Source organism: Microbacterium barkeri (genome assembly GCF_027921765.1).
Taxonomy (GTDB): domain Bacteria; phylum Actinomycetota; class Actinomycetes; order Actinomycetales; family Microbacteriaceae; genus Microbacterium; species Microbacterium barkeri.
Genome location: NZ_BSEJ01000001.1, coordinates 387720 through 409466 on the forward strand (window position 1 = coordinate 387720; position 21747 = coordinate 409466).

Consider the following 21747-nt stretch of genomic DNA (forward strand, 5'->3'; position numbering starts at 1 on the left):
GATCGCCGGCGTCAGCCGGAGAAGGAGGAACCACATGCAGGACACCTATCCGCGCCCCCTCGGCCGCGTGCTCGTGACCGGAGGCGGCTCGGGCCTCGGCGAGGCCGTCGTCCGCGCCGTCGCCGACGGCGGCGGAACGCCGGCCGTCATCGACCGGGATGTCTCGGGGATCGTCGGCGCGATCACGACCCGGCAGGCGGATGTCTCGGACCGGCTCGCGGTCGAGCGCGCGGTCGCGGAGATCGCCGAGGAGCTCGGCGGCATCGACGCGGTCGTGACGGCCGCGGGAATCGACCGCTGCGGACGCCTCGACGCCGTCGCCGCCGAGGAGTGGGAGCGCGTGATCGGCGTCAATCTGCTCGGCACGGTCTCCGTGGTCCGCGCCGCGCTGCCGCACATCGAGCGGGCCCACGGACGCGTCGTGACGGTGGCGTCGTCGCTCGCGCTGCGGGCGCTCCCCGATGCCACGGCGTACTGCGCATCGAAGTTCGGCGTGCTGGGGTTCTCCCGGGCGCTCGCCGCGGAGACGCGCGGTCGCATCGGGGTCACGACGCTCATCCCGGCGGGGATGCGCACGCGCTTCTTCGACGACCGCGACGAGCAGTATCGGCCGGGTCCCGACGCGCAGCTCAACGACCCCGCCGAGGTGGCGCGCACGGTGGTCTTCGCGCTGCAGCAGCCGCGGGGCTGCGAGGTCCGCGAGCTCGTCGTCTGCCCCGAGGAGGAGCCGTCGTGGCCGTGATCCGGTGAGACCCGCCGGGCCCCGCTGACCGGCGGGGCCCGGCGGGTCTCACCGCGCGCGCTCCGCCGCGGCGTCCTCGAGGAGGCGCAGAGCGTCGTCGCGCACGGCGGCCACCGGCACATCGGCGACGAACGAGACATCGTGCGCGCACCGCTCGGCGGTCCATCCGATCTGTGTCGCGTCCCGCCCGCACACGGGGCAGTGCGTCGTCCACCCCAGCTGCACGCGGTGACGTCCCCGGCTGAGGGGCCCCGCGTTCACGACGTTGCCGAACCAGTACACCGCGGCGGTCCGGGCGCCGACCGCCTGCGCGAGGTGGCGCGGGCCGCTGTCGTTCCCGATCACGACCGCGGCGTGGGCGAGGACGCCGGCGAGCGCGCCGAGATCGAGCGCGCCGGACAGGTCCCGCACGCGGTCGGACCGCGCGTCGACCGCGGCGGCGATGCGACCGCACAGATGGGCGTCCTCGCCATCGCCGACGAGGACCACGCGGGCTCCCGCGCCCACGAGCGCGGCGGCGACGGCGGCGAAGCGCTCGGCGGGCCATCGGCGTCGCGGGTCCGTCGCGCCGGGATGGATCACGGCGACGGGGCGATCCGCTCCGCACCGCTCCGCGGCGTGGGCGCGCTCGCGCGCGGACGTGCCGAGGCGCGGCTCGAGAGCGACCGGCGCGGCGCCGGCGAGGCCGGCGACCTCGAGGCCGCGGAGCATCTCGTGCTGGTAGTAGACGTAGTCGATCGTGCGCTCGAGCGGCGCGGCATCGTCCGTGCGCGTGCCGACCGTGTGCCGCGCTCCGAGCGACAGCAGGAACGGGTTGGAGAAGCGCCCTCCCCCGTGCAGCTGGACGGCCAGATCCCACCCTTCCTCCCGCTGCTCGGCCGCGAACCGCTCGATCTCCCGGACGTCCGCCGCGACGTCGGGCGCCGCGCCCACGCCCGGGATCGCCGGCAGGACGCGCACGCGATGCGGCGCGCCGTCGCGCCCCGGCAGGAGGGCGCGCGCGACGGGCGCGCCGAGCAGCGTCACCTCGGCCTCGCGATACGACGCCATGAGCGCCTGCATCGCCGGCACGGCGAAGAGGAGGTCGCCGAGGCCGCCCGCGCGCAGCACGGCGATGCGCCGCACGCCGGCGAATCGGTCGCGCGGCGGCGCGACCGCCGGAGCGGGTGCCGCGGGGCGGGCGCCCAGCGGATCGGCGAGCGCTGTCTCCGGCGTCATGTGCGGCTCCTTCTCGTTCGGCAGGGTTCCTCTCCTCCTTCCGTTCCCCCGGGCCGCGCACGGCAAACCCCGGCGAGCGCGGTGTGTGAACGCGCGGCGCAGTGGGTACGTGGGGAGGAGGAGCACGCGAGCGGAAGGAGCAGGACGATGAGCAGCGACACAGCCATCCGGGCGCGAGACGAGATCGTGATCAGGGATCCGCGCGACGGAACGGTGACCGGGTCGGTGCCCGTCGCCGATGTCGCGGAGGTCCGTGCCGCCGTCGCGAGGGCGAGGGCCGCGCAGCCCGCCTGGCGCGCGACCCCGGCCGCCGAGCGAGGTCGAGCGCTGCGGGCCGCCGCGCACGCGCTCGCTGAACGCGGCGCGGAGCTCGCGGAGGTCGAGCAGCGCGACAACGGGCGTCTGCGCGCCGATGCCGACGGCGGCATCGCGGCGGCCGTCGACACGCTCCTGCAGTATGCCGAGAGCGCTCCGCTGCACCGCGGCCGCAGCCTCCGCGGCGCCCCCGACGCGCTCGACCTCACGCGCGCGGAGCCGCGCGGCGTGGTGGCCGCCGTCACGCCGTGGAACGATCCCATCGCCGTGGCCGCCGGCCTCATCGGCGCCGCCGTCGCGACGGGCAACACCGTCGTCCACAAGCCGAGCGAGCGCTGCCCGCACGCCGGGCGCCTGCTCGGCGAGATCCTCGCCGCCGCCCTTCCCCCGGATGTGTTCGTGACCGTGCTCGGGGGCGCCGACGTGGGCGAGGCGCTGGTCAGCTCGCCCGGGGTCGACGTCGTGGCGCATGTCGGGTCGACGGCTGCGGGCGAGCGCATCGCGCGCATGACGGCGCTGACGGGCGCGCACCTCGTGCGCGAGAACGGCGGCAACGACGCGCTCATCGTCGACGCCGACGTCGACCCGCGCTGGGCGGCGGCCCAGGCGGCACTCGGGGCGTTCGCGAACAGCGGCCAGATCTGCACGGCCGTCGAGCGCATCTTCGTGCACCGTGCGGTCGCGCAGGAGTTCACGAGCGCCCTCGTGGCGGAGGCGGAGAGCCGGACCCTCGCGCCGCTCGTCGACGCGCGGATGCGCGACGAGGTGCATGCGCAGGTGACGGCGTCGCTCGCCGACGGCGCCCGGGCCCTCACCGGCGGGACGATGCCGGACGGCCCGGGCTTCCGCTACCCCGCGACCGTCCTCGTCGGCTGCACGCCCGACACCGCGGTCTTCCGCCAGGAGACCTTCGGCCCGGTCGCCCCGGTCATGGTCGTGGACGACTTCGACTCGGCTCTGCGCCACGCCGTGCAGGACGCGTACGGTCTGGCCGCGACCGTGCTCACGGGCGACATCGCGCACGCGCATCGCGCGATCGACGCGCTGCCGGTCGGCACCGTGAAGATCAACGCCGTCTTCGGCGGAGCTCCGGGCGGCTCCGCCCAGCCGCGCGGCCGCAGCGGCTCCGGCTTCGGGTACGGACCGGAGCTCCTCGACGAGATGACGAGCGTCAAGGTCGTCCACATGGCACCGGCGGTGACGCGGTGAACGCGCTCGACGCCCTCGCCGCGATCCGCGACCGTGCGCCGCGCGTGACGGTCATCGGCGACTTCCTCCTCGACGGCTGGTGGAGCGGCGGCATCTCGCGGCTCGCCCGCGAAGCGCCGGCGCCCGTCGTCGAGGTCGCCGAGCGCGCCTGGGCGCCCGGCGGCGCCGCCAACACCGCGATGAACCTCGCCGCGCTCGGCGCCCGCGTGAGCGCCGTGGGGCTCATCGGCGCCGACCACGCAGGGCGGCTGCTGCGCGAGCGGCTCGCCGCGGCCGGCATCGACACGGCGCAACTGCGCGAGGTGGCCGATGCGCGGACGACGACGAAGATCCGCGTCGTGTCGGGCGATCAGGTGATGCTGCGTCTCGACGAGACCCAGGATTCACCGTGGCCGGCGGATGCCCTCGCTCGTCTCGTCGAGGATGCGCGCCACGCGAGCGCGGACGCGGACGCGCAGCTCATCTGCGACTACGCGTCGACCCTCCTCGCCGACGAGGTCGTCGAGGCGCTGGCTCGGCTGCCGCGGCCGCCTCTGCGCGTCGTCGACGCGCACGATGCGGCGCGCTGGCGGCGAGCCGAACCGGACGTGATCACGCCCAACGCCGCGGAGGCCGAGCGCCTCGTCGGAGCCGAGCTCGGCACGGGCGAGGAGCGGGTCGAGCGGGCCGCCGCCGTGGCCGACCGGCTGCGCGCGGCGGCGGGCGCGGGCGCCGCTGTCGTCACGCTCGACCGCAGCGGGACGGTGCTCCTGCGCCCCGGCCATCCGCCCGTCCGCACGCGCGCGCACCCGACGCCGGAGAAGCAGGCGTCGGGCGCAGGCGACGTGTTCGTGGCCGCGCTCACGGTCGCCGTGGCCTCGGGAGCGCCCCTGCCCGTCGCGACGGAGCTCGCGCAGGCCGCGGCCGACGTCGCGGTGAGGAAGCCCGGGACCTGCGTGTGCTCCCTCGACGAGCTCGCGGCCTGGGCGGGCCGCCCGTCGGATGCGGCTCTCGATGCGGACGAGCTCGCCGAGCGCATCGCGGCGCACCGGCGAGCCGGCGAGCGGGTCGTCTTCACCAACGGGTGCTTCGACGTCCTGCACCGCGGCCACACGAGCTACCTCCGCCAGGCCAGGCGCCTCGGCGACGTGCTCGTCGTGGCGGTGAACGGCGACGCGTCCGTGCGACGGCTCAAGGGGCCCGGCCGCCCGGTCAACAGCGCCTCGGACCGCGCGAACGTCCTCACAGCCCTCGAGTGCGTCGACTACGTGACGGTCTTCGACGAGGACACGCCCGCCGCGCTCATCCGGCGTCTGCGCCCGGACGTGTACGCGAAGGGCGGCGACTACACGCCGGAGATGCTGGCCGAGACCGCCGACGTGCACGCGGTCGGCGGAGAGGTCGCGATCCTCGACTACGTCTCCGATCACTCGACGACCGAGATCATCGGACGGATCCGGTCCCGCCCCGCGCCGGCGGATCTGGCTCGCGAGGGGCGGCGCTGATGCGGAGCAGACGCGGAGCGGCGCGGTGGGCCCTCTCATCGCAGCCCGCGCCGCCGGCCGTCGACGTGCTGGTCCCCACCGCCGGCCGCACGTCGGCGCTCGCCGTGACGCTCGCCGGCCTCGCCGCGCAGGACGACCCGGCCTTCCGGGTGATCGTGAGCGACCAGTCGCCCTCCGCGCCTGTCGACGCAGACCCCGCCGTGCGCGCGATGGTCCGCGTCCTCCGGGCCCAGGGGCGCGAGGTCGTGCTGCTTCGTCACCTCCCCCGCCGCGGGATGGCAGAGCAGCGCCAGTTCCTGCTCGACACGTCCCGCGCGCCGCGGGTGCTCTTCCTCGACGACGACGTATGGCTCGAGCCGGGCGCGCTGGAGCGGCTCGACGCCGCACTGACCGAGTCGGGCGGCGGCTTCGCGGGGTACGCGGTGCAGGGACTGTCGCATCTCGACGACGTGCGCCCGCACGAGCGCGAGGCGTTCGAGCCGTGGGGGCCGGCGGGCGTGCGTCCCGAGCGGATGCGCCGCGGCGCACCGGGCTTCGAGCGGTGGCGTCTGCATAACGCCGCGAACATGGCGCACGAGGCCGCCGATCGCGGGCTCGACGACGACGCGCGGCTGGCCTACCGCATCGCATGGGTCGGCGGGTGCGTGCTCTTCGAGCGCGCGGAGCTGCTCGCCGCCGGCGGGTTCCGCTTCTGGCGCGACCTGCCGTCGGCGCACGCGGGCGAGGACGTCGTGGCGCAGTGGCGCGTCATGGAGCGTGCGGGCGGCGCCGGCGTGCTGCCGAGCGGGGCCGTCCACCTCGAGGCCCCCACCACCGTCGTCGACCGCGGGACGGAGGCGAGCGAGATCGTCTTCGCGGGCGAGTCGGCGCAGCAGGGCCCCGCGGGGCCCGAACGAGAGAGGAGAGAGAAGGATGAGCGACACGCCAGGCCCCATCCAGGTGCAGAAGTTCCTGGGCGGCATCGACTATCCCGCGAGCAAGGAGGACATCCTCGCATCGGCGCGGGACGCGGGCGCGGATGACGCCGTGCTCGATGCGCTCGGCCGCATCCCCGATCGCGAGTACGACGCGCCGACGGCCGTCAACTCGGCCGTGAGCGACGCGGAGTGACGCGAGGGGGGCGCCGGCCGACGTCGGCGCTCCCTCTCCGCTCGGCCCCATGAGGCATAGACTGCGGTCTATGCCCGCCGCGACCTCCCCCGCTCTCCTCGCGACGGTCGCCGACCCGACGCGCGCCCGGATCATCCGGCTCATTCTCGACTCCCCCGAGGGCCGCGTGAGCGTGACCGAGCTCGCCGTCGAGCTCCGACTGCGCCAGCCGACCGTCAGCCACCACATGCGCGCGCTCGCGTCGGCGGGCGTCGTCGAGCGGCGGCAGGAGGGACGGCGGGCGTGGTTCTCGCTCGCACCGGGTCGCGTCGATGAGGTGATCGGCCTCGTGGGCCAAGCCCCCGCCGCCGGCCCGGACCTCGAGCGCATCGCCGCGGACCTCACCGAGCGGTACCAGGGCGTGCACGGCGCCGAGACCGTGTCGCTCTTCGTGCGGACGAGCCATGAGCTCCTCCGCCGACAGGAGCGCACGCCGGCCCGCCTCGCCTCGCGGGTGTCGGCCCTCGCCGTCGAGCGCCTCGACGCGCTCACGCGCTCCCGATCCGTCGACCGCGGCGTGCCCGAGGTGCTCTTCGTCTGCGTGCGCAACGCGGGCCGCTCGCAGCTCGCCGCGGCGATCCTGCGGCATCTCGCCGGCGACCGGGTCCGCGCCCGGACGGCCGGCTCCGAGCCGGCCGAGGAGGTCAAGGCGCACGTCGTCGCGGTGCTCGACGAGATCGGCGTGCCGCTGGGCGACGAGTTCCCCAAGCCGCTGACCGCGGAGGCCCTGCGCGCGGCCGACGTCGTCGTCACGATGGGGTGCGGCGACGCGTGCCCCGTGCTCCCGGGCAAGACCTACCTCGACTGGCCGCTCGACGATCCCGCCGACCAGCCGCTCCCGCGCGTCCGGGCCATCCGCGACGAGATCGAGCGCCGCGTGCGCGGTCTTCTCGGGGATCTCCTTCCCATCACATAGACAACGGTCTATGCTTTGAGGCGACCCGACCCGGAGGCGCCATGACCGAGACCACCCGCCCCGCCGTCCTCTTCGTCTGCGTGCACAACGCGGGCCGCTCGCAGATGGCCGCGGGCTATCTGCAGGCGCTCGCGGGCGACCGCATCGACGTGCTCTCCGCGGGCTCGGAGCCCAAGGACCAGATCAACCCGGTGGCCGTCGCCGCCATGGCCGAGGAGGGCATCGACATCTCGGCGGCCACCCCGAATGTGCTGACCGTCGACGCCGTCCGGGAGTCCGACGTCGTCATCACGATGGGCTGCGGCGACGCCTGCCCGATCTTCCCGGGGAAGCGCTACGAGGACTGGCAGCTCGACGACCCGGCCGGACAGGGCATCGAGGCGGTCCGGCCGATCCGGGACGAGATCCGGGCGCGCGTCGAGAGCCTCGTCGCGGAGATCGCGCCCGCCTGAGAGTGGGCATCATCGAGGACCTCCCGGCCCGCGGCAACCCCCTGTTCGCGGTGTTCCCCCGCGCCTAGTGTGCGGGGGAACGCCGACGACACAGGAGGTCCACATGACGCGCTTCGGGTACACGCTGATGACCGAGCAGAGCGGCCCGCGAGAGCTCGTCGCCTACGCGCAGGCCGCGGAGGCGGCGGGGTACGACTACCTCGCGTGCAGCGACCACTACTCCCCGTGGCTCGTGAGCCAGGGCCACGCCCCCTACGCGTGGACAGTGCTCGGCGCGGTCGCCCAGGCCACGTCGCGCGTCGAGCTCATGACGTATGTGACGTGCCCCACGATGCGGTACCACCCCGCCGTGGTCGCGCAGAAGGCCGCGACGATGCAGGTGCTCTCGGACGGGCGGTTCACGCTCGGCCTGGGATCGGGCGAGAACCTCAACGAGCACGTCGTGGGCGAGGGATGGCCTGCTGTGCACGCGCGCCAGGACATGCTCGCGGAGGCGATCGAGATCATCCGCGCGCTGCACACGGGCGACCTCGTGACCTACGAGGGCGAGTGGTTCCGCGTCGACTCCGCACGCGTGTGGGACGCCCCGGACGGCGGCGTGCCGATCGGCGTCGCGGTGTCCGGAGACAGCTCGGTCGCGGAGTTCGCACCTCTCGCCGACCACCTCATCACGACCGCTCCCGACGCCGACCTCCTCGCCTCCTGGGACGAGGCTCGGGGAGGCCGCGCATCCCGCAAGATCGGGCAGATCCCGATCTCCTGGGACCCCGACCGAGACGCGGCCGTCGCGCGAGCGCACGAGCAGTTCCGCTGGTTCGCGGGCGGCTGGGCCGTGAACGCCGACCTGCCCACGCCCGCCGGCTTCGAGGGGGCCAGCGCGTATGTGCGCCCCGAGGACGTCGCGGCCTCGATCGCGTGCGGACCCGACCTCGACGCCCTCGCGGAGAGCGTGCGCCCGTTCGTCGACGCCGGCTTCACGGATGTCGCGATCGTCCAGGTGGGAGACGCTCAGCAGGAGCGCTTCCTCGCCGAGGTCGCGGAGCCGCTGCTCGAGCGACTCCGCGCACTCTGACGGTTCCCCGGCAGCGCGGGGCCGGCGCGGATCAGCCGGACGGGTTGTCGAGCGGCATCCCCCGCTCGTCGGTGGTGTCCGGCAGCATCTCGTCGGCCACCTCGGCCGCGTCGGCCCCGCTCTGCTCGTCGCTCGCGACCCCCGTCGGCTCGCTGTCGACGACCCGGTGCGGCACCCCGAGGCGCTCGGCGAGCGCGCGCCCGGCCTCGATGGCCTCCTCCCTGCTCGCCGAGCTCTGCGAGAGCTCAGTGTCGCCGGCGACCCGGCTGATCCACTGCCCGCGCTTGGCGAACGTCTCCACGTGCGTTCCGGTCATGCTGCGTCCTCCCTCGTCGATGTCGGGAGCGACGCTACGACGGGCGCCGGGATGACGACAGGGGGTTGCGCCCTGGCCCGGTGCGGCCCACGCCGTGCGCGAGCAGCGTCAGCCGAGAGCGGAGTCCGTCCCTGCGAGCAGGCGTCGCGCGACCGTCGCGCCCGCGCCGAGGTGCTCGACGAGCGCGTCCGCGGCGGCCTCCAGCTCGGCATCCGACGTCGGCGCGAGAGCGTCGAGGATGAACAGGGCCCTGCGCGTGCCGTCGGTCAGCCGCGTGCGGCGGCCCTGACGCCAGTTCCATCGGCGGCACGTCACGCCCTCGCCGTCGCACCAGACGACCTCACCCGGGTCGGGGTGCTCGACGACCGGGTCTCCGCCGGCCACCGTGTCGAAGGGCTCCGACCCGGTCGCGCGCACGAGGCGCGGCGCACCCACGTACCGGTCGAGATCCTCACCGCCGAGCGGGAGCCCATGGAGGACCGAGACGGCGTTGTACACGTCGGTGAGGCGATTCACTCGCGGCAGCGCATCCGCCGCACGGCGGGTGAGCGCTTCGAGGCTGTTGCGCGTGCGCTGCGGCTTCGCCCCGAACGCGCGATAGGCCTCGCGCCACGACGCGATATGCGGCTCATCCTCGATCGGCCCGGCGGCGGCCACGCGCCGGGCGTGCTCCTCGGCGCGGACGAGCAGCGCCTCGCTCTCCGCGTCGCCTGCCGCCGGAGCGATCCCCTCGATCACGACGAGCATCGCCCGGTAGTCGGGGCGGAGGGCGAACACCTCCTCGTGGACGAAGCTGTCCTCGAGGATCCTGTCGATCCGCGTCGTTCCCACCATGAGCTCCTCCTCGGTCTCCCGTTCCCCCCGAGCATAGTGCACGAAACTGCACTGGATGGCCCAGCTCCGAGAAACCGGTATCGACGCGCCCGCAGGCGGGTGATTGACTCTCCGGGAGATGTCTCCTACGGTCGAGACACGCATATATTTAGATACTCAATCATCCGGGCGTCGATGCCCGGAGAGAGAACGAGGAACAGTGACACAGCAGTCCTCCCCCACTCCCGCTCGTCGCATCCGTGCAGGCGTCGTCGGAATCGGATGGGCCGGCCAGCAGCACATGGCGGCGTACGCCGCCCGCCCGGAGGTCGACCTCGTCGCGATCGCCGGGAAGGAAGACGACGTCCGCGCGCAGCTCGCGGAGACCTACGGCATCGACGAGACGTACGCCGACTGGGAGGAGATGATCGGCCGCGGCGACCTCGACGTCGTCAGCGTCGCGGTGCCGACCTTCCTCCACGCGCCGATCAGCATCGCGGCGCTGCGCGCCGGCGCGCACGTCCTGTGCGAGAAGCCGATCGCCCGCACGGGCGACGAGGGCCAGAGCATGGTCGACGCCGCGCGCGAGGCCGGGCGCATCCTCGAGATCACCTTCAACCACCGCCGCCGCGGCGACATCGAGGCGATCCGCGCGGCCGTCGACGACGGCACGATCGGTCGCCCCTACCACGCGCGCGCCATGTGGCTGCGGCGCTCGGGCATCCCGGCTCTCGGGAGCTGGTTCACGAACGCCGAGATGTCGGGCGGCGGGCCGCTCGTCGACCTCGGTGTGCATGTGCTCGACTGGACGCTCCACCTCATGGGAGAGCCCCGCGTGACCGCGGTGTCCGCGGTCACGCACTCCGAGCTCGGCCCGCGCGGCCTGGGCGGCTCGGGAGGCGTCAAGCACGGGACCGGTCACGCGTACGAGGTCGAGGACCTCGCCACCGCGCTCCTGCGCCTCGAGGGCGGCGGGTCGATCGTGCTGGAGACGAGCTGGGCGTCGCACCGCTCGACCCCCGATCAGTTCGGCATCGCGCTGTACGGCACCGACGGCGGCGCCGACCTCTCCGTCGTGGACTACGCCCCGTCGGGCGAGCTGACGATCTTCACGGGCGATGGCGCGTCGCGCCAGGACACCCCGATCCAGGCGCCCGCAGGTCGCGGTCACGCCGCCGTCGTGGAGACGTTCCTCGACCACGTCGCCGATCCCGCCACGTGGGCCGAACACGACGGGAGCGTCGGGCTCAGCCGCGCGCGCCTCGTCGACGCCTGCTACGCGTCGGCCGCCGCCGGGCGCGAGATCGCCCTCGACACCGACCTCAACATCATCGGAGGAACAGCATGACCATCCGCGCCCTCGTCTGGAACGAGAACGTCCACGAGACGACGCAGGACGACATCCGCGCCATCTATCCCGACGGGATCCACGGCGCGATCGCGCAGGGCCTCGCCGAGCTGCTCGGCGACGACGTCGCGGTGCGCACAGCGACGCTCGCGGAGCCCGAGCACGGCCTGACGGAAGATGCCCTCGCGGCCGCGGACGTGCTCCTGTGGTGGGGCCACATCGCGCATGATCAGGTGGCGGACGAGGTCGTGGCGCGCGTGCAGCGCCATGTCCTCGGCGGGATGGGCCTCATCGTGCTGCATTCCGGCCACTTCTCGAAGATCTTCACGCGACTGCTCGGCACGACGTGCTCCCTCGCCTGGCGCAACGACGGAGAGCGCGAGCTGGTCTGGACGACCGCGCCCGGGCATCCGATCGCGGAGGGCGTCGAGAATCCGATCGTCATCGAGCGACAGGAGATGTACGGCGAGCACTTCGACATCCCGAACCCCGACGACCAGGTCTTCATCAGCTCGTTCGAGGGCGGCGAGGTGTTCCGCTCGGGCGTGACCTTCACGCGCGGCCGCGGGCGGATCTTCTACTTCAGCCCCGGCGATCAGGAGTACCCCGTCTACTTCCACCCTCAGGTGCGCCGCGTGCTCGCGAACGCCGTCCGCTGGACGGCCCCGACGCCGGGCGAGCGCCGACAGCCGGAGGTGAGCAACCCCGCGCGGAGGACATGGTCCTGACGCCGTCTGCCCGATCGCGGCGACCGTGTCAAGCCTCGAGCCCCGTCTTGGAGAGGAGGCGGCGCGGTCGGTAGACATCTTCTATCGCCGCACCCCGCGGCACCGAGAACGGAGGACAGATGTCGCTGATCGCAGAGACAGCCCCGCAGGCCCCCGCACGCACCGCGTCGACCATGAGGACCGGTCACCCGAGCCTCGGACGCGCGCCGGAAGCCGTCCTCATCCCCATCAGCCTCACGTGCTACCAGGTGGCGCTCGCAGACCAGGTCAAGGGGTACATCTGCGTCAAGGGACGCGAGTGGGAGTGCTTCGCCGGCGCGCACATGGCCGACGCGCGCTCGATCGGGACCCGCGCGAGCCTCACCGTCGCCATCCGCGATCTCGTCACCGACATCCCGCACGGTCTCACGGCCGTGTGACCGATCGCGACGAGGAGGCGCCGCCCGGATCGCCGGGCGGCGCCTCCTCGTCTGTGCAGACCCTCAGGCGAGAGCGCCGAACGCGGACATCACGGCCAGCGCGGTGCCCGCCACGACCGCGGAGAGGATCGCGCCGAGCCCCAGCGGGCGCCACCCGGCTCGGAGCACGGCTCGGATGTCGGCCGAGAGGCCCACACCCGCGAGCGCGGCCGCGATGAGGAACCCGCTCACCTGCGAGACCGCGTCCTGCATCCCGGCCGGGATCCATCCGGCCGACCGGGCGAGCGCGAGGAGCGCGAACCCGATGAGGAACCACGGCACGAGCGTCGCCGCGCGGCTCGGGGTCAGCGGGCTCCCTCCCCCGCCCCGTCGGCTCTCGCCGATCGAGAGCGCGATGCTCAGCGGGATGATCGCGAGGGTGCGGACGAGCTTGACGGCGACCGCCACGGCGAGTGCGCCTCCGCCGAACACCCCCGCCGCCGCGATGACCGAGCTCGTGTCGTTCACGGCGGTGCCCGCGAGCACGCCGAACGCGTGCGCATCGAGCCCCAGGGCGTGCCCGAGCACGGGGAACACGACGACCGCGAGGAGGTTGAAGAGGAAGATCGTCGACATCGCGTAGGCGATCTCGGCGCTCGAGGCGCCGATCACGGGGGCGATCGCGGCGATGGCGGACGCGCCGCAGATCCCGGTGCCCGCGCCGACGAGGGTCCGCAGCCGCCGCCCCACGCCGAGCACCCGGCCGACGACGACCGTCGCGATCGCGCACGCCGCGAGCGTGGCGGCCATGACGGGAAGCGCCTCGGCACCGGCCGCGACGACGCTCTGGATCGGAAGGCCCGCGCCAAGGAGCACGATGGCGACCCGCAGGCCCGGGCCGCTCGCCCACGCCATCCCAGGGTGCAGCGCAGGCCCCGGAGCGCGGAGCACCGCGCAGCCGACGCCGAGGGCGATCGCAGGCGCCGCGCTGCCGACCGCGGGGGCTGCGCGGCCGATCACGAGGGAGACGAGGGCGATCGCGCCGCAGGCCGCGAGACCGGGGGCCGCCCGCATCGTGCGGTGCAGAAGGAGCTGGGGCATGCTCCCACGGTCGCCGGATCACGGGGCGCGCGGTATCCGGCTGGCGTGCGTGGGGGTACAGGGCCAGACTGTAGGGACCATGCGACACGTGCCCTCGATCGACGCCCTCGAGCTCCTGAGCGCCGTCGCGCACCACGGCTCGATCTCGGCCGCGGCCCGCGAGACCGGCTGCACGCAGCAGTCCGCGTCAGCGCGCATCCGCTCGCTCGAGCGCACGCTCGGCCTCGAGCTCGTGACGCGCTCCCCGCACGGCGTGGCACTCACCGCGAGCGGACGCCGGGTGCTGACCTGGACCGACGACCTGCTCGCGGCCGCTGAGCGGTTCCGCGCGGGCGTCGAGCGGCTGCGCGGGGAGAGCACGCGCGCGCTCGTCGTCGCCGCGAGTCAGACGGTCGCCGCGCACATGCTGCCCGCGTGGCTCCTCGCCCTGCGCGCCGCGCAGCTCGAGGACGGGAGGGAGCCGACGTCCGTTCGCCTCGTGACGGCGAACAGCGACGAGACGGCCGAGCTCGTGCGCACGGGCAGGGCGGACCTCGGGTTCGTCGAGAGCCCGGACATCCCGGACGACCTGTCGAGCTCGACGGTCGCGGACGATGTGCTCGTCCTCGTCACGGCGCCCTCGCACCCGTGGACCGACCACGGGAGCGTGTCGCTCGACGACGTCGCCGACACCGCGCTCATCGCGCGCGAGGATGGCAGCGGCACGCGGAGGGCGTGGGAGTCCGCGGTCCGCAAGCGGCTCGGACGCACGCCGGTCGCGCCGGCCATGGTCCTGTCCACCTCGGCGGCCATCCGGTCTGCGGTCGCCGAGGGCATCGCCCCCGCCGTTCTGAGCGACCTCGTCGTGGCCGACGATGTGCGCCTGGCGCGTCTGCGGCGGATCGCGATCGCCGGGCCCGCCATCTCGCGCCCGATCACGGCGCTCTGGCGCGGCACACCGCGCGACCTCGCACCGACGAGCCGCGACCTGCTCGAAGCCGCGGTTCGGCGCGGCATCCCGACCTGAGTCACCGGGCGAGCGCAGAGCTCCGCAGGTGCCCGACGACCCGCCCGGCCGGCGTCGGGCCGACGGCGATGGGCCGCCCCGGGCTCTGCACCCACCGGCTCCACGAGCCCGAGAAGACCCGCGCCTCGATCCCCGCTGTCGCGAGGGCGAGGGCACTGTGGGCGGATGCGACGCCCGACGCGCAGTACAGCCCGATCTCACGGCCCGGTCGAGCCCCGATCCGCGCGAAGGCCGTGAGGATCTCGGCCGGCGTGCGCAGCGTGCCGTCCGGTCGGATGTGCGTCACGGCGGGGAGGCTGACGGCGCCCGGGATGTGGCCTGCGGTCGGATCGGCTCCCGCGTGCGCACCGCGGTATCGCTCAGGGGACCGCACATCGACGAGCACGCCGCGGCTCGGCAGGGTCGCCGCCTCGTCGATCGGCAGCTCCCCGGGATCGACGTCGCGCAGCGTCGCGTCACCACGGGGCGGAGCGACGTCGCCCGTGTCGAGGAGGTGTCCGGCGGCGATCCACGCGCGCAGGCCTCCGTCGAGGACGCGGACCTCGAGCCCGGTGCGCCGGAGCAGCCACCACGCCCGCGCGGCGGCGACCGAGTCGTTGTCGTCGTAGACGACCACGAGGTCGCCGCGGCGTACGCCCCATCGGATGGCCGCGCGCTCGAGATCGCGGTGGGCCGGACGCGGATGCCGGCCCTCCTCCGGATGCCCGCGACGGGCGAGCTCGGTCTCGAGGTCGACGTACACCGCGCCGGGGAGGTGACCCGAGAGGTAGGCGGGTCGGCCCTCCGGGAGGTCGAGGCGCCAGCGGACGTCGACAAGGCTCACGCGTGCGCCGCCGGAGAGCCTTTTGTGCAGGTCGGCAACGGAGATGAGAGGCGACATGAGGCCATCCTCACCCCGCGCACGGCATTCCCGATCATTCCGATAGGGAATATGACGTCGTGCGTCGTCGGCCCGGGCGCTACACGCCCGCGGCCACCGGGGACGACGTCGCGAGAGCCGCGCGCACCGACGGCAGCCCCCGACGCACCGTGAGCTCGAGCCGGTCGCGCAGAGCCGCCGAGGCGATGCGACCGTCCGTGAAGTCCGTGTCCCGCGCGTAGACCGCGAGCGGGAGCGTGAGGGACTGGAAGAACGCGAAGAGCGGGCGGAACTGATGCTCGAGCGCGAGCGCATGCCGATCGCTCCCGCCGGTCGCCGCGAGCTGCACGGGCGTGTCGACGAGGGCGTACTGGTCGACGAAGTCGAACACGTGCTTGAACAGCCCCGTGAACGAGGCGCGGTAGACGGGGCTCGCGACGACGAGGAGGGACGCGCTCTCGATGCGGCGCAGGGCCTCTTCCGCTCGCACCGATAGCTCATCGCGGCGCAGCGCGCCGCTGAACTCGCGACCGAGTTCGCTGAGCTCGATCACGTCGGTCGTGACGAGATGCTCGTCGCCGAGGGCGTCGGCATACGCGGTGAGGATGTCGCGCGCGAGAACGCTCGAGCGCGAGGGCGACTGGAGGCTGCCGGAGACGGCGACGAGGGAGACGGTGACCATGCGAGCACGCTACGAGCGCATCCGCGTCGTCGGGGCCGAGCGCGTAGCCGGGCGACGAACTCGGTAACACGACGTCACCGGCGCACGTCGCGGCTCAGTCCCCCGCGGCGCGATCCGCGTGCCCGAGCGACTTGCCCGGCGCGATGAGGTCGCGCACGCGCCGCTTCAGGTCAGCGATCTCCGGGAAGCCGCCGTCGCGCTTCCGGTTCCACACGTGCACCTCGCCGACGTCGATCCGGAACACGCCGCCCGTCGCCGGCACGAGCGCGACCTCGCCGATCTCGTCCTCGAACGACTGGAGGAGCTCACCCGCGTACCACTGGGCGCGCAGCAGCCAGCGGCACTGGGTGCAGTAGGTGATGACGATGCGAGGGGAGGCCATGCACCCACGGTATCGACTCGTCGGAGGAGGCTACGGCGTCGCGGCGCCCCCGTGCACGTGCGCGCGCTGCCCATGACGGCCGACGAGGCTCAGGTACTCGACGGCTCCCGCGCTCGTCGCACCGAACCAGTGCGGGGTGCGCGTGTCGAACTCCACCGCCTCGCCCGCGTGGAGAAGGAGGTCCTGGTCGCCGAGGACGAGCCGGAGCGTCCCGTTGAGGACGTACGCCCAGTCGTGCCCCTCATGCGAGCGGAGATCGGGAGCTCGGTCGTCCCGGTCGGCCGGCAGCACGAACTTGAACGCCTGCACCCCACCGGGGCGCCGGGTGAGCGGGATGATGACCGAGCCGTCGCCGCAGGAGATCGGGCGCAGGTCCACCCGCGGGTCGGCCGTGCGCGGGGCGTCGACGAGGGAGTCGATCGTGACGCCGTAGTACCGGGCGAGGGGCAGGAGCTGCTCGAGGGTGGGCCGGCGCAGACCGGCCTCGAGCCGCGACAGCGTGCTGACGGAGATCCCGGTCGCCTCCGCGAGCGCCGTGAGCGTGATGTCGCGCCGCAGCCGAAGGTGCTTGAGCCTCGGCCCGACCGCGTCGAGAGTCTGGTCTGCAGATGGTCGCATGGCACCAGTTTGCCATTCGGCAAGAATATTTGCCACCGTGAGCTCCGGGATGGGACGCTCTTCCCGCACCCCGCGCACGGTCGGGGAGAAGGAGATGAGCATGCACGACTTCGACAAGGCCTTCTGGGAGGATCACTGGTCCGCCCACGCCCCTTCGGATCCCGGGCTCGACGCACCCCACCCGTACCTGGACAGGGAGATCGGCGGCCTCGCGCCCGGCACGGCGCTCGACGCAGGGTGCGGGACCGGGGCCGAGGCGGTCTGGCTCGCCGAACGAGGATGGCAGGTCACCGGCGTCGACCTCTCCGCGAACGCACTGGCAGCGGCCGCGCGTCGCGCCGCCGCTGCGGGGGTCGCGGACCGGATCGACTGGGTCGAGGCGGACATCGCACGATGGCGACCGAGGCGGACGTGGAGCCTCGTCCTGACGAGCTACGCGCACGCCGACATCGGCCAGCTCGACCTCTTCCGCCTCCTCGCGTCACAGGTCGCACCGGGCGGCACGCTCCTCGTCGTCGCCCACGCGCCTTCGCCCGCCCACGGGCATGGCACCGTCGCGCATCCCGCGCACGCGACCGCCTCCCCCGGCGACATCGCGTCGCTGCTGACCGCGCCCGAATGGCAGGTCGACAGCCGGTACACGTCGTCCCGGGCACTGACGATCGGCACCCACCGGCAGCATCTCCGCGACGTCGTCGTGCGCGCTCATCGTGTCCACTGAACCGGAAAGGCCCGCTCCATGACCTCGACCTCCCCCGTCCGCGTCCATCCGCCGTCCCTCGTCGTCGACGATCCGCGGCGACGCCGCGCGATCCTCTGGGCTGTCGGCATCGCGCTCATGGCCGTCGTCGCGTCGGTCTCCGGGCTCAACGTCGCGCAGCCGCAGCTCGCGAGCGCGTTCGACGCGTCGCAGGGCGACGTGCTCTGGATCATCAACACCTACACGCTCACGCTCGCGGCCCTCCTGCTTCCTCTCGGCGCCGCAGGAGACCGACTGGGACGACGCCGCGTGCTCCTGCTCGGGCTCGCCCTCTTCGGGCTCGCCAACATCGCCGGCGCTCTCGCGCCCGTGCTCGAGGCGATGCTCGCCGCGCGGCTCCTGGCGGGGGTCGGCGCCGCGATGATCATGCCCGTGACGCTCGCGGTCATCACCGCCACCTTCCCCGAGGGCGAGCGCTCGCGCGCGATCGGCATCTGGAGCGCGGTCGCGGCGAGCGGCGGCCTCCTCGGCATGTACCTCTCGGCCCTCCTCGTCGACCTCGCCTCGTGGCGATGGCTCTTCGCGCTGCCCATCGCACTGACGATCGCGGCGCTCCTCGTCGCCATCCGAGCGGTGCCGGACTCGCGCGAGGTCGCGAGCGGCCGTTTCGACCTCGTCGGCGCCGTGACCTCGGTCGTCGCCGCCGTGGGATTCACGTTCGCGCTGCACGAGGCTCCGACGCACGGCTGGACCGATCCGGTCGTGCTCATCGCACTCGCGGCGGCCGTGCTCGCCGCCGTCGCGTTCGCGGTGTGGGAGCTCCGCGCGGACGACCCCCTGCTCGACCTGCGGTTCTTCCGCCGGCGCGGCCTCTCCTCCGGGTCCGCGATCCTCCTCGTGCTGTTCGGCGTGCAGGGCGGCGTCTCGCTGATGCTCTATCCGTTCCTCCAGGTCGCGCTCGGGTGGAGCGGCCTCGTCGCCACGCTCGGCCTGATGCCGCTGGCGCTCATGATGATGCTCGCGTCCGGCCTCGCTCCGCGGTTCGCTGCGCGCGTCGGCACACGGACTGCGATGGTCGCGGGCCTCGGGATGTCGGCGGCGGGTCTCGCGCTCATGGCGGGTCTCGTGTCCGCGGACGGAGGCTACCTCAGCGTTCTGCCGGGCCTCGTCGTCCTGGGCGTCGGCGCAGGGCTCGCGATGACCCCGTCGACCGAGGCGATCACCTCGTCGCTTCCCGAGGAGCGTCAGGGAGTCGCATCGGCCGTCAACGACCTCGCACGCGAGCTCGGCGCGGCCCTCGGCATCGCCCTGCTCGGCGGGCTCCTCGTCGCCGGCTACCGCGATGCGATCTCGGTGCGGCTGGACGGCGTCCCGGCGGAGTGGGCCGGCGCCGCGAGCGAGGGCATCGCGACCGCCGCCGCGATCGCGACGGAGGCCGGTCCCCATGCGGCGCAGATCCTCGATGCCGCCCGCGTCGCCTTCGTCGTGGGCTGGCAGCAGACGATGTGGGCGGGCGCCGCGGTGCTGGGTGCGGTCGCCATCGCCATCCTCGTGCGCGGACCGGTATCCGCCGTCGACCGCTCGCCGTCCGCGGGCGCGAGCTGAGCCGGGACCTCGCCGCACAACGCGAGAGCGCCCCGTCTTCCGACGGGGCGCTCTCGCTCTTCTCTGGTGGACCTGAGGGGACTCGAACCCCTGACCCCCTGCATGCCATGCAGGTGCGCTACCAGCTGCGCCACAGGCCCAGACGCTGTCCGGTAGAAGCCCCGGACAACTCCTTTAGCTTACATGACGGTTTCCGCGCGGTGAAATCCGCTCAGTCCGCCGGGCGCGTCGCGGGGAGGTCGATCGGCACCACGGGGCAGTCCTTCCAGAGGCGCTCGAGCGCGTAGAACGACCGCTCCTCCTGGTGGAAGATGTGCGCCACGAGGTCGCCGAAGTCGAGGAGCACCCAGCGCGCCTCCGAGCGGCCCTCGCGGCGCAGGCACTTGTGGCCCGCCTCGAGGAGCTTGTCCTCGATCTCGTCGGCGATGGCCGCGACATTGCGCTCGCTGCGCCCCGTCGCCAGGAGGAAGATGTCCACGAGCGGAAGGGGCTGCGAGACGTCGAGCGCGACGAGATCCTCTGCGCCCTTGGAATCCGCCGCGGCGGCGGCGATCTGCAGCATGTCGATGGACGACTGTGTTGCCATCAGCCGAATACTCCTGTCGCGTAGGCGATGACGACGGCCGCGACGACGGCGATGCCGAGGCCTCCTGCGGTGATGCCGAGCGTCAAGATGAGCTTGTGGTTCTTCTCGGGCGCGGGAGGGCGGATGACCTCTCCCGGGCTCTTCGAGGTCGACACCGCGTCGCTCGCGGCGATCGGCGTCGGGGACGAGGAGAGCGGGATCTCGCCGTCGATGAGCACCGCGTCGACCTCGCGGCCGTCGGTCGTGCCCTTCGCGGCGCCGCTCGAGCCGAAGCCCTCGGGGAGCTTGTGCGAGCTCGTGATGAGCAGCTCGCCGGTCGCCGTGATCGGCGCGCTGAGCGCCGCGGTCGCCGGGATCTCATCGAGGACGAGGGTGCTCGGGGCCGAGCTGGAGCCGCTCGTCTCCTGCGGCTGGGTGAGGAGCTCGTCGAACGACGCCGGCGAGTGCGTGATCGCCTCGACCTCGACGCCCTCTCCGAAGTCCGGGCGGAGCGTGGCCTGCTGCTCCCCCGCGTCCTCCGCGGTCGGCGCCTCGGACGACGCGCGCGGGGTCGGCGACGCGGCAGGGGCCTCATCCTCGACGGGCGCTTCCTCGACGGGCGCTTCCGGAGTCTGCTCCACGAGCTCGACGTCGACCGTGGCGGGCGCCGCCGTCTGCGGCACCTCGTCGGTGACGATGGTGGCCTCGATCGTCTCCGGCTCGGCCTGCTCGGCGTTCACCGTGGGGGTCGCGTTGGTGCGCAGACGCTCCTGCTCGCGCAGCTGACGGCGCGTCAGGACCGGGTGAGCGGGAGCGGGCGACGGGGCGCTCTCCCCCTCGGACGATGTCCGGTCGTCGGGCGTCGCCGACGCAGTGGGCTCAGCGTCCACGAGCTCAGCGGGCTCGTCCACGGGCTCAACGGGCTCGTCCACGGGCTCGTCCACGGGCTCAGCGGGCTCGGCGTCCGCGGTCTGCGCCTCCTCGCGCTCCTCCTCGGCGACGGCCGGCACGACCTCGAGCTCCTCGACCTCGTCGGTCGCCTCACCGTCGTCCGACGCAGGGTCGGGGTTCTCGTCGGACGGCTCCTCGATCGCGGGCGCTGCCGTCTCCTCCTCGACGGCTCTCGCGTCGCGGTCGGCCGCGATGTCGTCCTCGGTGAGGATCGGCGTCTGTCCGGTCTGGCGCAGCTCACGCAGCTGACGTCGTGTGAGGGGACGACCGTCTGATGTGCTCATGACTTGCTCCGATACAGATGATGCTTCGCGATGTACTGCACCACGCCATCCGGCACGAGGTACCAGACGGGAAGATCGCGTCTCACGCGGTCCCGGCAATCGGTGGAGGAGATCGCCAGTGCGGGGATCTCCAGGCGACTCACGCCGTCGTCGGGCAGTCCATCCGTGCTGAGCACGTGACCGGGACGCGAGACGGCGACGAAGTGGGCGAGCTCCCACAGCTCATGATGGTCCCGCCAGCTGAGAATCTGCGCCACGGCGTCGGCGCCGGAGATGAAGAACAGCTCGGCGTCGGGGCGCTCGGCCTTCAGATCGCGCAGCGTGTCGACCGTGTAGGTGAGTCCTCCGCGGTCGATGTCGACTCGGCTGACCGTGAAGCGCGGGTTCGACGCGGTCGCGATGACCGTCATCTCGTACCGCGCCTGCGCGGGCGACACCTTCTCCTTCTGCCACGGCTGCCCCGTCGGCACGAAGACGACCTCGTCGAGGTCGAACGACGTCGCGACCTCGCTCGCGGCGACGAGGTGACCGTGGTGGATGGGATCGAACGTCCCGCCCATCACCCCGATCCGAGGAGCACGCGTCGTGGTCGTCACCTTCCGAGGCCTAGTGGCCGTGCCCTGCTTCGCCGTCGACGTGCTCGCTCGCGTCGGCGTGGCGGTTGGCGACGTTGCGGTACGACGCGGCCACGAGCGCGAGGACGCCGAAGATCCCGAAGGCGACGAGTCCGAAGGGCAGGGTCTCCAGGGCGACGTTGCCGTGCTCGGATTCTGCGGCGAGGGTCGCGATCGCGGTGGCGAAGTGCATAGATGTTCCGTTCTACGGTCGGGCGGA

General features: G+C 73.4%; 26 protein-coding genes and 1 tRNA gene. 14 read left to right on the forward strand and 13 right to left on the reverse strand.

Features of this window, described 5'->3' with window-relative positions:
* Positions 1-34: 34 nt before the first annotated feature.
* A complete protein-coding gene (locus PKE79_RS01950) occupies positions 35-742 on the forward strand; it encodes an SDR family oxidoreductase (protein ID WP_271171977.1) in 708 nt (235 codons plus the stop codon).
* A gap of 48 nt (positions 743-790) precedes the next feature.
* Here PKE79_RS01950 and PKE79_RS01955 read toward each other — a convergent pair whose 3' ends face one another.
* Entirely contained in the window at positions 791-1960 is a 1170-nt protein-coding gene (locus tag PKE79_RS01955; protein WP_271171978.1) for a glycosyltransferase family 9 protein, read from the reverse strand.
* Positions 1961-2107: 147 nt separating this feature from the next.
* Between PKE79_RS01955 and PKE79_RS01960 the strand changes: the two genes are divergently transcribed.
* The 7 genes from PKE79_RS01960 (at position 2108) to PKE79_RS01990 (ending at position 8557) form a co-directional block, all read left to right on the forward strand.
* Positions 2108-3484: an aldehyde dehydrogenase family protein gene (locus PKE79_RS01960; RefSeq protein WP_271171979.1), complete on the forward strand. Its 1377-nt coding sequence runs from the start codon at positions 2108-2110 to the stop codon at positions 3482-3484.
* Positions 3481-4968, forward strand: a complete 1488-nt coding sequence (rfaE2, locus tag PKE79_RS01965) for a D-glycero-beta-D-manno-heptose 1-phosphate adenylyltransferase (protein ID WP_271171980.1) — start codon at positions 3481-3483, stop codon at positions 4966-4968. Before PKE79_RS01960 ends, rfaE2 begins: the two co-directional genes overlap by 4 nt.
* Positions 4968-5990 (forward strand): glycosyltransferase family A protein, encoded by a 1023-nt coding sequence (locus tag PKE79_RS01970; RefSeq protein WP_271171981.1) that lies wholly within the window; start codon positions 4968-4970, stop codon positions 5988-5990. Before rfaE2 ends, PKE79_RS01970 begins: the two co-directional genes overlap by 1 nt.
* Positions 5908-6078: a DUF2795 domain-containing protein gene (locus PKE79_RS01975; protein WP_271172184.1), complete on the forward strand. Its 171-nt coding sequence runs from the start codon at positions 5908-5910 to the stop codon at positions 6076-6078. The genes PKE79_RS01970 and PKE79_RS01975 overlap by 83 nt, the downstream gene beginning before the upstream one ends.
* A gap of 70 nt (positions 6079-6148) precedes the next feature.
* Positions 6149-7033, forward strand: a complete 885-nt coding sequence (locus PKE79_RS01980; protein WP_271171982.1) for a metalloregulator ArsR/SmtB family transcription factor — start codon at positions 6149-6151, stop codon at positions 7031-7033.
* 41 nt (positions 7034-7074) lie between these two features.
* On the forward strand, positions 7075-7485 hold the full coding sequence (locus PKE79_RS01985; RefSeq protein ID WP_271171983.1) for an arsenate reductase ArsC: 411 nt from the start codon (positions 7075-7077) through the stop codon (positions 7483-7485).
* Positions 7486-7588: 103 nt separating this feature from the next.
* A complete protein-coding gene (locus tag PKE79_RS01990) occupies positions 7589-8557 on the forward strand; it encodes a TIGR03557 family F420-dependent LLM class oxidoreductase (RefSeq protein WP_271171984.1) in 969 nt (322 codons plus the stop codon).
* Between the two features lie 31 nt (positions 8558-8588).
* On the opposite strand, the gene PKE79_RS01995 is transcribed toward PKE79_RS01990, so the two are convergent.
* Together PKE79_RS01995 and PKE79_RS02000 are read right to left on the reverse strand one after the other, a co-directional pair.
* The gene (locus tag PKE79_RS01995) at positions 8589-8873 is read right to left on the reverse strand and encodes a DUF2188 domain-containing protein (RefSeq protein ID WP_271171985.1); all 285 of its coding nucleotides are present in this window, start codon (positions 8871-8873) and stop codon (positions 8589-8591) included.
* A 108-nt stretch (positions 8874-8981) separates the two neighbouring features.
* A complete protein-coding gene (locus PKE79_RS02000) occupies positions 8982-9707 on the reverse strand; it encodes a B3/B4 domain-containing protein (protein WP_271171986.1) in 726 nt (241 codons plus the stop codon).
* 199 nt (positions 9708-9906) lie between these two features.
* Here PKE79_RS02000 and PKE79_RS02005 point away from each other — a divergent pair, with 199 nt between their 5' ends.
* From PKE79_RS02005 to PKE79_RS02015, 3 genes are all read left to right on the forward strand, one after another.
* Complete coding sequence (locus PKE79_RS02005; RefSeq protein WP_271171987.1) at positions 9907-11034, forward strand: Gfo/Idh/MocA family protein; 1128 nt, start codon at positions 9907-9909, stop codon at positions 11032-11034.
* Entirely contained in the window at positions 11031-11762 is a 732-nt protein-coding gene (locus PKE79_RS02010; RefSeq protein ID WP_271171988.1) for a ThuA domain-containing protein, read from the forward strand. Before PKE79_RS02005 ends, PKE79_RS02010 begins: the two co-directional genes overlap by 4 nt.
* A 119-nt stretch (positions 11763-11881) precedes the next feature.
* On the forward strand, positions 11882-12181 hold the full coding sequence (locus PKE79_RS02015) for a hypothetical protein (protein ID WP_271171989.1): 300 nt from the start codon (positions 11882-11884) through the stop codon (positions 12179-12181).
* A 63-nt stretch (positions 12182-12244) separates the two neighbouring features.
* Here PKE79_RS02015 and PKE79_RS02020 read toward each other — a convergent pair whose 3' ends face one another.
* Positions 12245-13261 (reverse strand): YeiH family protein, encoded by a 1017-nt coding sequence (locus PKE79_RS02020; RefSeq protein WP_271171990.1) that lies wholly within the window; start codon positions 13259-13261, stop codon positions 12245-12247.
* A gap of 88 nt (positions 13262-13349) precedes the next feature.
* On the opposite strand from PKE79_RS02020, the gene PKE79_RS02025 reads away from it, so the two are divergent.
* Entirely contained in the window at positions 13350-14267 is a 918-nt protein-coding gene (locus tag PKE79_RS02025; RefSeq protein WP_271171991.1) for a LysR family transcriptional regulator, read from the forward strand.
* Between the two features lies 1 nt (position 14268).
* Here the strand turns inward: PKE79_RS02025 and PKE79_RS02030 are convergent, their stop codons facing one another.
* The 4 genes from PKE79_RS02030 to PKE79_RS02045 form a co-directional block, all read right to left on the reverse strand.
* Positions 14269-15147 carry a sulfurtransferase gene (locus PKE79_RS02030; protein ID WP_271171992.1) on the reverse strand — a complete coding sequence of 293 codons (879 nt, stop codon included), beginning with the start codon at positions 15145-15147 and terminating at the stop codon, positions 14269-14271.
* Between the two features lie 79 nt (positions 15148-15226).
* Positions 15227-15808, reverse strand: coding sequence for an FMN reductase (msuE, locus tag PKE79_RS02035; RefSeq protein WP_271171993.1), 582 nt, complete (start codon positions 15806-15808; stop codon positions 15227-15229).
* Positions 15809-15902: 94 nt separating this feature from the next.
* Positions 15903-16190, reverse strand: a complete 288-nt coding sequence (locus PKE79_RS02040; RefSeq protein ID WP_271171994.1) for an Rdx family protein — start codon at positions 16188-16190, stop codon at positions 15903-15905.
* A 30-nt stretch (positions 16191-16220) separates the two neighbouring features.
* Positions 16221-16808 (reverse strand): helix-turn-helix domain-containing protein, encoded by a 588-nt coding sequence (locus tag PKE79_RS02045; protein ID WP_271171995.1) that lies wholly within the window; start codon positions 16806-16808, stop codon positions 16221-16223.
* Positions 16809-16908: 100 nt separating this feature from the next.
* Here PKE79_RS02045 and PKE79_RS02050 point away from each other — a divergent pair, with 100 nt between their 5' ends.
* On the forward strand, positions 16909-17529 hold the full coding sequence (locus PKE79_RS02050; RefSeq protein ID WP_271171996.1) for a class I SAM-dependent methyltransferase: 621 nt from the start codon (positions 16909-16911) through the stop codon (positions 17527-17529).
* 18 nt (positions 17530-17547) lie between these two features.
* Positions 17548-19113, forward strand: a complete 1566-nt coding sequence (locus PKE79_RS02055; RefSeq protein WP_271171997.1) for an MFS transporter — start codon at positions 17548-17550, stop codon at positions 19111-19113.
* 64 nt (positions 19114-19177) lie between these two features.
* Here the strand turns inward: PKE79_RS02055 and PKE79_RS02060 are convergent.
* The 5 genes from PKE79_RS02060 to PKE79_RS02080 form a co-directional block, all read right to left on the reverse strand.
* Positions 19178-19253: transfer RNA gene (locus PKE79_RS02060), tRNA-Ala, on the reverse strand.
* A 71-nt stretch (positions 19254-19324) separates the two neighbouring features.
* Positions 19325-19699, reverse strand: coding sequence for a ribosome silencing factor (gene rsfS, locus PKE79_RS02065; RefSeq protein ID WP_374727730.1), 375 nt, complete (start codon positions 19697-19699; stop codon positions 19325-19327).
* On the reverse strand, positions 19699-20913 hold the full coding sequence (locus PKE79_RS02070; protein ID WP_271171998.1) for a hypothetical protein: 1215 nt from the start codon (positions 20911-20913) through the stop codon (positions 19699-19701). Before PKE79_RS02070 ends, rsfS begins: the two co-directional genes overlap by 1 nt.
* Positions 20910-21509, reverse strand: a complete 600-nt coding sequence (gene nadD / locus PKE79_RS02075) for a nicotinate-nucleotide adenylyltransferase (RefSeq protein WP_271171999.1) — start codon at positions 21507-21509, stop codon at positions 20910-20912. The genes PKE79_RS02070 and nadD overlap by 4 nt, the downstream gene beginning before the upstream one ends.
* Positions 21510-21519: 10 nt before the next feature.
* Entirely contained in the window at positions 21520-21720 is a 201-nt protein-coding gene (locus tag PKE79_RS02080; protein WP_271172000.1) for a hypothetical protein, read from the reverse strand.
* Between the last annotated feature and the right edge of the window lie 27 nt (positions 21721-21747).